The organism is Massilia sp. DWR3-1-1, from assembly GCF_049898325.1.
In the GTDB taxonomy this organism is placed as follows: domain Bacteria; phylum Pseudomonadota; class Gammaproteobacteria; order Burkholderiales; family Burkholderiaceae_D; genus JAFCUW01.
Genome location: NZ_JAFCXL010000043.1, coordinates 1 through 10417, shown reverse-complemented (window position 1 = coordinate 10417; position 10417 = coordinate 1). Strand labels below are relative to the sequence as shown.

Annotated in this window: 7 protein-coding genes and 1 pseudogene; 5 read left to right on the top strand and 3 right to left on the bottom strand. The window is 52.1% G+C overall.

Going from position 1 to position 10417, the window contains the following annotated elements; all coding sequences use genetic code 11:
* Positions 1–118 precede the first annotated feature (118 nt).
* A pseudogene (locus tag ACP7EY_RS23440) lies at positions 119–425 on the bottom strand (recombinase family protein); the annotation flags it as partial.
* Positions 426–1084: 659 nt separating this feature from the next.
* On the opposite strand from ACP7EY_RS23440, the gene mauJ reads away from it, so the two are divergent.
* The 3 genes from mauJ (at position 1085) to ACP7EY_RS23425 (ending at position 5945) form a co-directional block, all read left to right on the top strand.
* Entirely contained in the window at positions 1085–2023 is a 939-nt protein-coding gene (mauJ, locus tag ACP7EY_RS23435) for a methylamine utilization protein MauJ (protein WP_426197667.1), read from the top strand.
* Between the two features lie 1344 nt (positions 2024–3367).
* Complete coding sequence (locus ACP7EY_RS23430) at positions 3368–4630, top strand: hypothetical protein (RefSeq protein WP_426197666.1); 1263 nt, start codon at positions 3368–3370, stop codon at positions 4628–4630.
* A gap of 190 nt (positions 4631–4820) precedes the next feature.
* The gene (locus ACP7EY_RS23425; RefSeq protein WP_426197665.1) at positions 4821–5945 is read left to right on the top strand and encodes a DUF3800 domain-containing protein; all 1125 of its coding nucleotides are present in this window, start codon (positions 4821–4823) and stop codon (positions 5943–5945) included.
* A 110-nt stretch (positions 5946–6055) separates the two neighbouring features.
* Here the strand turns inward: ACP7EY_RS23425 and ACP7EY_RS23420 are convergent, their stop codons facing one another.
* On the bottom strand, positions 6056–7147 hold the full coding sequence (locus ACP7EY_RS23420) for a helix-turn-helix domain-containing protein (RefSeq protein WP_426197664.1): 1092 nt from the start codon (positions 7145–7147) through the stop codon (positions 6056–6058).
* A gap of 12 nt (positions 7148–7159) precedes the next feature.
* Positions 7160–7867: a hypothetical protein gene (locus tag ACP7EY_RS23415; protein WP_426197663.1), complete on the bottom strand. Its 708-nt coding sequence runs from the start codon at positions 7865–7867 to the stop codon at positions 7160–7162.
* A gap of 1902 nt (positions 7868–9769) precedes the next feature.
* Here ACP7EY_RS23415 and ACP7EY_RS23410 point away from each other — a divergent pair.
* Together ACP7EY_RS23410 and ACP7EY_RS23405 are read left to right on the top strand one after the other, a co-directional pair.
* Entirely contained in the window at positions 9770–10168 is a 399-nt protein-coding gene (locus tag ACP7EY_RS23410) for a hypothetical protein (RefSeq protein WP_426197662.1), read from the top strand.
* Between the two features lie 2 nt (positions 10169–10170).
* The coding region (locus tag ACP7EY_RS23405) for a hypothetical protein (protein WP_426197661.1) at positions 10171–10417 on the top strand (247 nt) is incomplete at its 3' end.

Here is a 10417-nt window from a genome sequence, read left to right as displayed (position 1 = left end):
ACGGGAAACGCTCGGATGGAAGTCGCCTCTGGTGGTTTATACCGAACACATGGCTCGGCTACAATTGCAGGCCGATTCGATTCATTAACCCGGTGTTGCACTTGATACTTGAGACCGCCAGGCCTCGTTCAAACTCTGCTAGAGCCGCAAACATATGGCATACAAGTTTTCCTGCCGAGCCCCCCGGTGTCAATAGCCTCCATTACAGACCTGAACTTGACGCCACGCTCTTCCAGGTCATTGACGATACGAATTAGGTCCTGCAAATTTCGCCCTAGCCTATCCAGCCTCCATACGACCAGCGTGTCGCCATGGCGCAGCGCTTTCAGGCAATGAACGAGTTCAGGCCTGTCAGCCGTTTTTCCACTTGCCTTATCCTTGTATATGCAGACTGCTCCTGCGACCTGCAGCGCGTCCAGCTGCAGGTCGAGCGTTTACTCGATTGTGCTCACCCGAGCGTATCCAATAACTTCCATTGCACACCCTTTTCCAAACGTTGATTTGTGAAGTAGATGTTGGACATCTAAGCGGGTATAGCTCGGCCTGCGAGCGATGAATTGGGATGTGTCGATAAAACCATCGTTATTTGAACTTCGACCTTCTTTGAGCTAAGCATGCCGACCTAAGCTCGGGGCGTGGTTTGAGCGTAAACGACAGTGATGAGATTGCCAGAGTATCATGTTGAGTTATGAAGACACCCTACGTCCCACATCTCTTTGGAGACGATGCCCTAGCCAAGGTCGCTGGTCGCTTCGGCTGGCTTACGGCGGGCGTGACCTCATCCATAGCTTGGCCTGAAGATGACGTATGGGTTGAATACGACGGTAACGAATACCTGCTCCATGGAGCTAGGCAAGAGGACGGGCACCGCCTTACTCCGTGCATTAGCACGCCTGCTAACCGGGACCAGGTTGATGAAGCCTTGTCGCACCTCTATCGTTTTACATCTGTTTTTGGCTTCTATAAGCGCGGGTACGTTGACATTACGGGCCAGATTTGGGGTTCACGCATGATTCGGTACTCCGCTGGTAACTCCCACCAGACACTGTTGCAGGCAGGGACCAGGACTTTCGATTGCAATCACATGCCCGTCATCGAGGACGACCAGGTACGCAAGGCGCTCGCATTTCTGCGTGAAGGACGCAAGTTGAAGCACGTGCACGAACCGTACTCGTTCCTATCCTTTTTCAAGGTCATCGAAAGTCAGTTTCAGGCAAACGCGCGGATTGCCTGGGTTGAGCAAAACTTAGCCCTTATTACCGAAGAGCGAGCCGTGGCGCGTATCAATGAGTTGCGCAGCCAGGGTATAAACGTTAATCAGCACTTGTTCGCGTCGGGACGCTGTGCCGTGGCTCACGCAAGCGTGGGCGGCAATATCGTTGACCCAGACATCCCCGCTGACCGCAAGCGTATTGCATCTGACCTAGACATCATTGAGGCGCTGGCAAACCGCTACATCAAGTTTGATGCTGGGGTACCTGATGAAAGCGCCCTCTACAATACCCGTGACCGCTTAGCGCCCTGGTATGCGCTGATGCCTCGCGAGTCGGTAGCTGCACTGAAAGCTGGTGACCACCTCGAGAGCGCCGATGACCTGGGCGAGCTCAACGGCGCGGCGGTGTCGCTGCGACTGTGGCCTGACCCGCCTGCACGGCAGTTTCAGGTGATGAAGCTGGTGCCAAGCGAAAGCGGTGACGGAGTTGTTAAGTTCATCGCGTTGAGCGCGCGCGGCACCATAGTGCTGGCGTTCGCGATGGACGTCGCAAATGGACGCCTGCATACCTTACTCGATGAAAGCGGTATGCGCACCGGGGTCGAAATCAGCGAGGAAGACGTCGAGGACTTCACGCGTTACTTCCACAGCGTTGTAGGAAATCGTCTTGTAGAACTGTCAATTGAAGGTGCGGAGCCGGTCGACTGCGAGGTTGTAATACCGCTTAACATCATTCCACGGGCTCCCGAAGAGGCTGTAGCCGAGGCTCTTGAGCGATTCAGGCGGTCCAGGCAGGCAAGGCCTGAATAGCCAGTTGTTGTCTTGTGCGGAGACCAGGGTAACGGTCATCGCGCCCACATTGGTGCAGCTGCCAGATATACCGCAGCGATATTTCGTTCATTTCCAGTCTTTTAACGATAGCGGTCAGGTACGGATTCATTGCGAGCTAGCGATGCATCGCATTCCGCTATGGACTTGAAATAGCGGAAGTATCGCTCCCGACTCCCTTCGTCGTAAGACACTTCAACTTCCAAAAGTCGGCCAGAGGCATCGGTCCGGTCCTTTGTCACAGCCCGGACTCCTGCATCCTGGATAAGAGAGATACGCTCAGCCGGCGACATCGTTGAAATGCACTTCGAGAAGTTTAGGTCGGCTGCGTACCAAGTAGCTTCCTGTTGAATCTTCTTCGCCTCAATCCATTCCGCGGGTGAGGCGACGTTAGCCAGCCGGTCGCCCTCATATTTCGTATTCAAATACGTCAGCCTAGTGGAGACCTGTGCCGCTCGGCTGCTGTCGAATGGAAGCACGAACGAGTCTGCGTTCCAATCAGTCGGGTCCGAGGGGGTCTGTACGCGTCGTAGCTCCTGCTTTGCCGAGCGAATGTCTCCCGCTGCTGCTTCGAGCAGTAGAGCGGCCCGCAGCTGGTCAGGACCCGTAAGGTAGTATTGGTCTAGGTCTGAAGTCGGCCGCATGAGAATGGCCACCTCTTTGGTTAGAGGGTCCACAGCGATGTCAGCATAGCTACGCTGCTTGCCCGGCGGGTCAAACCTTACCAGGCCGTACAGGTAGACTTGGCCCCCGCCTCTGGTTACAACGGACGATAGGCTGCCCGTCGCCGTGGTTCCAGCTCTTTTCGTCAATGGTTCCTGCAATTCTGGCGGCAGCGACTTCACTGCTATTTCGTACTTTGCTCGGATAGTCGAATTCGATAGCAAGTCTCCGAATTTCCGGGGAAGCGCGAGGTCGAAAGGCGCTGGCTCATCCGCTTTTGAGTCGTAAAGGGTCTTACAGTCAGTGACACAGGCTATTGCTGCAGCGAGCACGGGTTTTAACGGAACCGGTGCAGCGATAGTAACTGCGGTTGGCGCCGCCAATACTGGTATTTCCTTCGGAGGGGCTTTCGAGCATGCTGCTACCAACCCGACAACTGCCAAAACTGCGTAACCTGTCCGCGTCATCAAACCTCCATTTAATTGCCGAACTGTACGTATTTATTGTCATAAAGTCAATGCCATCGCCTTTGGCTTCGCCCATGTCCTGAACTCGTCGGGGGTGATAGCCGTCCCACCCAGCCCCCGGCGAGCCAGAATATCTCGACGCTATAGATGGTAATGTAAGGTTTCCTATGACCAATATATTTGAGGCGAACTAAAAATGAGCGGGCCACAGATTCTGTATGGCATACGCGACGGCGAACTAATTCATGTCGATAACGCCGACCGCGGGCAGGCCTGCAATTGCACTTGTTACAATTGCGGCCGTCCACTTGTTGCTAAGAAGGGAGAGATACTCGCGCACTTCTTTGCCCACGAAGCATCGGAGGTAAATTGCAATCCAACGCCCGAGTCTCTAGTGCACCGCTACGCCAAGGAGCAGGTCGCCAAAATGGGCAGATTGCGGCTGCCTGGCTTCATAGTAGAGGGACGGTACCACACACCTGACGGGACCGGTCATAGCCTGCATTGGCAATATCTGCCTACTTATGACGTAGACGTCAAACGTGCCGAGGTGGAGTCCCATCAACACGTGGGCATCGTCCCTGACGTTCTTATATCGGATACCGACAGCTTTTTTCTGGCCGTTGAGGTGTTTTATCGGCATGCGGTCGATTCAGACAAACTAGAAAAGCTGAAACGCCTACCTTTTTCGACCGTTGAAGTTGACCTGAGCGACCTACCAGTAACGACTTCGTCGGCTAACTTGAACGCTGCTTTGCGGCAGGTTTCACGCTGGGCTTGGCTGCAAAACCGATATCAGCCAGCCTATCAGAGCCGCTTGACTCATCAGCTGGAAAACGCGTTCGGAATGACCAAGATTCAGCCGCCGTCGAAACAACCGATTACGTCCAATAGCAATATTCCATCGCGCATGATTGCCGACGCCAGTTCGAGGGCTACAACGGCCAATGTCGTACACCTTGTTGCCAAGCTAAAGGTTACGCCAATAGCTGAAATGCCTGCGCTGCTCCACAACCTCAGCAGGGAAGTGCGCTTGGCTCTTCATTGCCATTGGATTGGGGTGTCGCCAGCGCGGTTACCAGTGCACCTCATGCAAGCGGTAACTCGGCAGAGTGCGTACGGCCCGATGCCAGCCATTCTGTGGCAGACCGGCGTTTTCGCAAAATTCTGCATGTCCGGGACCGGGCCGATAACTGCTCAACAAGCAGCGTTTTGGATTCGCAGGATGTTCCCAGGCTTGCACAAGGCAAGCGCCCTATACAGCACTGCTAACAACCTCAACGAATATTCTGAGGCTACGTTTAACTTCCTGAATCATTTAGCTGAACAGGGGCTGTTGGAGCGCATTCGAGGCGGACGGCCCTGGCACGCCACGTTTAGACCAGTTGCGTCCACTCGTGCAGAGGTACGGGCCCGTCTGCTGGAGTTCCGTCCAGCCGAGAGGCGACGGCCCGATTGAGGCTTGTGTTAGCGGCTCTTAATAACATTTGAAGCTGAGTCGTCACAAAAATACGTATATTTTTTCGGGTATTGAAAATTTTATCGTCTGTTATTTAACGTTGGTACGGCAAATCTTCAAAAAGTAAGATAAATTGCCAAGTAAGCACATATTGACGTACTATTTGCGCATTACTCTATAATGGACTTACATGCACTTTTTTATCGATGAGAGTGGGCATACCGGACCTAATTTGTTCGATGAGTCTCAACCAATGCTTTATTACGGCGTTTTAAGTAGCGAGCTGAACATCGACGCTATTGCCGCAGATGCCATCCAGCGCATGCGAAAACAGCTTTCTGTCGGCAGACTGCACGCCACGGAGTTGGGGAACGGAGGTCTCGTTGCGATTGCACCGCAATTGCTCAAACTGCAGACAGTCCTAGACCTTCGATTTGACCTTTACCGAATTGCGAAACCCGACCACGCCGTCATTTGTTTCTTCGACCAAGTTTTTGACCAAGGAATGAATCCTGCGATGACATGGACGGGGTACTGGACTCCGCTTCGATACGTGCTGTTGCTTAAAGTCGCGTCCCTGTTTGATGGGGAGCTTGCGAAAAAAGCGTGGGAAGCGCGGCTGGAAGCTAACGATGGCAAGTGCGAGAAGTTGGTCTCGGAAGTTTGCAGAGCGCTGCGTGAACGGTTGCATCGTTTGCCTGACGCGCGTTCGCGGGAATTACTAGGAGATGCACTGACGTGGGCAGCCGACCACCCTGGCAAGCTCTCGTACAATGCGAAGACCAAACATGACAAGCTGTCTGTGATGCCGAATGTCATTGGCTTTCAGTCTGTCATGTTGGGTATTGCATCGAGGCTTAAAAAGACTAATAGCAAAGCCGTGCGAATTGTAGTAGACCGGCAAAGCCAGTTCAATCAGGCACAGAATAACCTTCACAACTACTTCATCGCAGCAAGTAAGGTCCAAATTGAAACAGGCCCAGGGCTACCCTTGGCGGACTTTTCAGCTGTTCCAAATATTCCTATTGAATTTTCAGCGGGAACGAAAAGCTACGGTTTGGAATTGGTAGATTTGTACTTGTGGATAATAAAACGTCTTATGGAGGAAAAAGAAGTGGCGCCAGAACTCGTAAGGCTTGTTGAGCCTCTACTACGACGTGGGCATACCGATGAAATTTCTCTGAACGCTTTAGCCAACCGGTGGACGAAGTGGTTCGCTGAGATTCCGGAATCGTCGGAGGAGCAGCTCGAAAATGCTCGAGAGATTCGCCAGGTGGATGAGAGGCGGCGACGTAACGCCATGTTGCGGGAGTAATTGCGAGGTCCCTTGATGCCAATCATAGAAGGAGGGCGTGCGGCAGACCGTTAATTGCGGTGCCACACAAGCGCCTCCTAGTTCCGAACTTGTACCAAATGTGTTCCAGCTCAAAGGCTGCGGCGAGTGTCTTTGACGTTAGAGTTTATTGGGGCACGAGAGACATTCGAGAGAATAAGCCCAAAAGTTAAATTGTCTATGTCGTCCTGTATTATGTGCAGTTCTTTTGCCAAATTCGCCCGCGTTATTCCGTCTGAACGAAGCGCGTCAAATACCTTGCGTAGAACCTGAGAGGATTCAGGTCGCATGGGGCTAGGTTCGGAAGTTCGATAGCCGTTCTTTGCAATTTGAATACACAGATTCCGGTAGGTCCATTCCGAGAAAAGACCCAAATGGTTCATTCGATATGCGAGCGCCGCCAGCGAAACTCCCCAATTTTGTTTTAGTTGGGTTAGCTTATCTAGCGTTATGAATCCACTTCCACGGGCAACGACATTTGCTCTTGGCATCAGCAATGCCGAAGCGAACGCATTAGCATCCCGCTCCATCTCCGGGCTGTGCGCAGCCCCGTGCAACATGGTATGTCGGTCTCTCACCAAATGCCCTAACTCGTGGGCTGCGTCAAAGCGGCTATGTTCAGCCGATTTAAAAGTATTAAGGAATACGAACGGCTGGCCGGAGTGCCATACACTAAAAGCATCGACCTCTTTGGCTTCAATCGCGAGAGAGTACACACGAATGCCTTTTGCCTCCAAAAGATGAATAAGGTTGCCTATTGGAGCCTCACCAAGGCCCCAAATTCGCCGTAGCGTTGCAGCGGCTTCTTCTGGAGACAGGTCACTTAGGTCAGGAAGGTCAGCTTCCGGTAGGTGAAAGCGCGCTTCTATCCATTCGTTGAGCAAAAACGCGGTTACACCTGCGCCTAGCGCTGAATTGCGAAGCGTCGCAGACATTTTCGACATCGACCTGAAACTTGCAGTTTCAGGTGCAATTGTTGGTAAATCGTCGCCTGCGAAAAATTCGGTTGGAAATCGAAGAATTACGCTGAGCCCTGAAAGCTTATCAGGCTCGGGCGCGTATTCTCCGGTCTCGTAACCTTGAATCGAGCGGACTTGAAGCCCGAGCTCCTTAGCGAGCCGGGCCTTAGTGAAACCCCGACGCATGCGAGCGAATCTCAGTCTGGAAGGGTTAAAAAAAATCATATTATTAAAAACTTAAGTTCCAGTTCGTCGTTCGATTGGCACATCAATCGGCGCGGTCGGCAAATCGCGCTGTGCAACACCATCGCCATTAGGTGCAATAGGAGCAAGAATGAGACGCTCTCGCCAACCTACGATACGCTTTTTCTCGAATTGCGAAGGAAAGGAAACTTCCATGCGAATTTCGGTGTTTCCACTCGTGCCTACTGCAACGTGGTAGAGGACGACCCAAAGCTGGGTCGCTTCCTGTCGATTAGACAGTTTGGTCGAAACGTACTTTGCATCGAAAAGCTTGAGTTGCTGCTGATTTTTCGCTACTGCTGTTTCAAGCACCGCACCTTTCTGGGCTTGATTACTAGGGTTGCCTTGAGGCCATCCAGTTTCATTGTCCCCCGTCATCAAAGAAATTGCGATGGTACGGTCCGGAGAGACAATAAGCGGACAGTTTTTCAAGTCCTCTTTTTTCCAGCCTCGCTCTGAAAGCATCGTCCGAAGTGCGAAAATGGATTCATGCCAGTGAAATGAGCCAGCGGCTGTATTACTGTGCATATCGGTGGCCTCAATACGGCGGCGATAGCCATGTTCACTCACCTCACGGAGGAGTACCATGTCCAAAGTGGGATGAAGCTCTGAGAGACGGGCCGCGACGGCGTCCGGGTCTACAGTGACCGTACAAAAGGACGAGGGGCGTAGGTCGGGAATGCCAGGCAACATAGGTTTCAAGCGAGCCTCCATGGGCGAGTGAACTTCCGTAAATTCTACCACAGATAGAGGTAGAAAAAGCGGAAGCTAATTTGCATTCTGCATTCTGCATTCTGCATTCTGCATTCTGCATTCTGCAATTTGCATGCTGCTGGAGAGTATTCATTTCAAATTATGCAAAAATGTTCCATCAAAGTAATTTTTCAAAAATTGCAATCCATTCCGCATGCGTATCGTCAACCCGAGGTTAAGTCAATGGCCGTTGCGAGAGCCCCTCTCCGGAGGGGCTTCCTCTTCTATGCTTGCGGTTTCGACTCCACCTGTTCCCGTGATGGGGCGTATTTGGCGGTGCGAGGTGAGGTGGCCTTGACAAAAACATTTCCCTGTGGAAAAATGTGCCCTCGTTGACGGCTTGCTCTTTGGCTCCGTGACCTTCTTGTACCAGTTGGCAAAACCAATTTGGTTTTTGTAATCGATACGAAATCGCTCGTATTGAATTTTGCAAATTTAACAAGGAGTTTCAAATGCCTGCTGCTCACACCCCTAAAGCCAATGCTCGAACCTCCCGTTCTGCATCCGGCAAGAATGTCCTGGCCCTGGCCGCCTCTAACCCTCAAGTCGCGTTATTGCATACTCGATGCTCAGAGCGAGGCATTTTCCGCGCTGTCCTCTCTAGCAAAATTACCCCAAGGCAGAGCGTTGAGGATGTGTGCGCGAAACTGGTACAAGCCGGTCCTTACAGTCGATACAAATATCAGAGCTTGCTAATGAGCGTCGGCCTCATAGTTAGGCTGAATAGGGTGCGCCCAAGGTTGGTGTTACTGTCCGCGTTCTCGTTCGAAGCTGCTTTCCCTGGCCTGAAGCACGCAGTGCCTCTGCTGAAAGCTAAGAATGGGATATTGGTCGGAACTGCTGGTGAGCCTTTTGCTCCAATCAAGTTGACGGTCGTAAAGCGGCATCAGAAGCGTGCTCCCGCTATGCCTGAATTGCGGATTGAAGGGGTATTAGGGCTGCCTTCAGGGGCGTAGAACGCATGCGTGAGTTCGTCATGTCCTATCCGCTAGGAGGCACAACTGTACGCCAACCAATCGAAAGCCCGGACGCTGCCGGCGGCGAGTGGGCATAAGGAGAGGCATTTATCAGCGCGATGATAGCGCTGGGCCGATACGATATTCTGCTGTTGCGCTACAGCAGAGATGATGACTTCGACCTAGCTGCTAACTATTACGCTCAAGTGGTAGACAGTAAGCTGCTTGCAGGTCGAGTTCCTGAACTAAAGAAAAATGCAAGCAGCCTTACCGGGCTCGCGTTGTACTGACCGCGATCGGGCTTGCTGCGTAATATCGCTATAAAATCTTTGCTGATAATAGCAATTATCAGTAAAGAGGCGCAATACAAGTTGCCGGCGAAGGAATGCATAGCCATCTCGACGTTGTACGGGCGCCGGCCGACAATTATCCGGCCTTCTCCCGAGACGTCACTTACCAAATTTGTGTTGGTGTGGTTTTGACTGGCGGAGCTATCTGGCTTTCGAACGTCAGTGCGTCGCAAAGAGCAGTGGGACCGTGCCAACGCATGATGTCCGTGGCTAATTTGCGCACCTTGGTGTGCTCTAACGCCAAGCCAGAACTTCGAATGCTAGATTCTTACGGCGAGAAGCAGCGCAAGCTATGAAAGTCGTCTAAAAACAACGTTCCGTATACGATGCAAAAAGCAACCTGCCAACCGCCGTTGATTTCCACCGCTTTCCTTGCACGAGTCATGCTATGTTCGGCCGGCTGGATTGCGTTAGCGCCACCGCGTAGATGATTGAATAAGCGAGGCAAGGATGCACCAAGAATCTTCATTGTGGACGTTCGGACCTACCTTTTTTTATAGCTGATGAGGAAGCGAAGCTGACGCTCACATTCCATGGAATCGAATATGACAATAGTAGCTTCACTCAAGCTCCACACCCCAGGGCTTCCTCAAGAGGTTAAAGATGCGGTCGGGGTCTTAATCGCATATGCTCACTTAAACTCAGACCAACATGAGCACAAAATGTCTGTGCGAGATTTTCGGAGGCTCTTGCTGGTTCCTTTGGCCACGCTGGATAACCACGTGGTAAAGCTGGTTTTAAAGATGGGTAGAGTATCAGCCACCGTCCGCATAGACGATACGTCTGTGAAGCCCAAGAAGCTGGTCCTGGTAGGCATCTTTGGTGTGTTCGAACGGCTGGTATTGACTGATTGGGGAGTGACGTTTCGCGTCTCATCCATTCTGTGGGAGGGCCTGGAAGCCGAATGTAGCAACGCCGCTGTATCGAATGGCCTGGCGAACTAACCGTGGCGGAAATTGTAATCGTTGACATCGAATTGAACGGGCTGTCTGTGCTTGGCTTGCACGTATTGAAGGCAGCCTTAACTTATGCCGCCGCGCACAGAGACGTCAAGGAGCATGACTTGTCGCTGGATGTCAACAGCGATTTAAAACTGATACAGTTTTGGCCTTCGCAGCGATTTAAAACTGATACACCTCCGTCACCAGCACATGCTGGATATTCACTCTTTTCATCACTCGTTCAGCCAGCCT

Excerpts from the sequence above, each read along its gene's own strand:
- mauJ (WP_426197667.1), top strand. The coding sequence starts at position 1,085 with ATGCCCGTCATCGAGGACGACCAGGTACGCAAGGCGCTCGCATTTCTG.
- ACP7EY_RS23430 (WP_426197666.1), top strand. The coding sequence starts at position 3,368 with ATGAGCGGGCCACAGATTCTGTATGGCATACGCGACGGCGAACTAATT.
- ACP7EY_RS23425 (WP_426197665.1), top strand. The coding sequence starts at position 4,821 with ATGCACTTTTTTATCGATGAGAGTGGGCATACCGGACCTAATTTGTTC.
- ACP7EY_RS23420 (WP_426197664.1), bottom strand. The coding sequence starts at position 7,147 with ATGATTTTTTTTAACCCTTCCAGACTGAGATTCGCTCGCATGCGTCGG.
- ACP7EY_RS23410 (WP_426197662.1), top strand. The coding sequence starts at position 9,770 with ATGACAATAGTAGCTTCACTCAAGCTCCACACCCCAGGGCTTCCTCAA.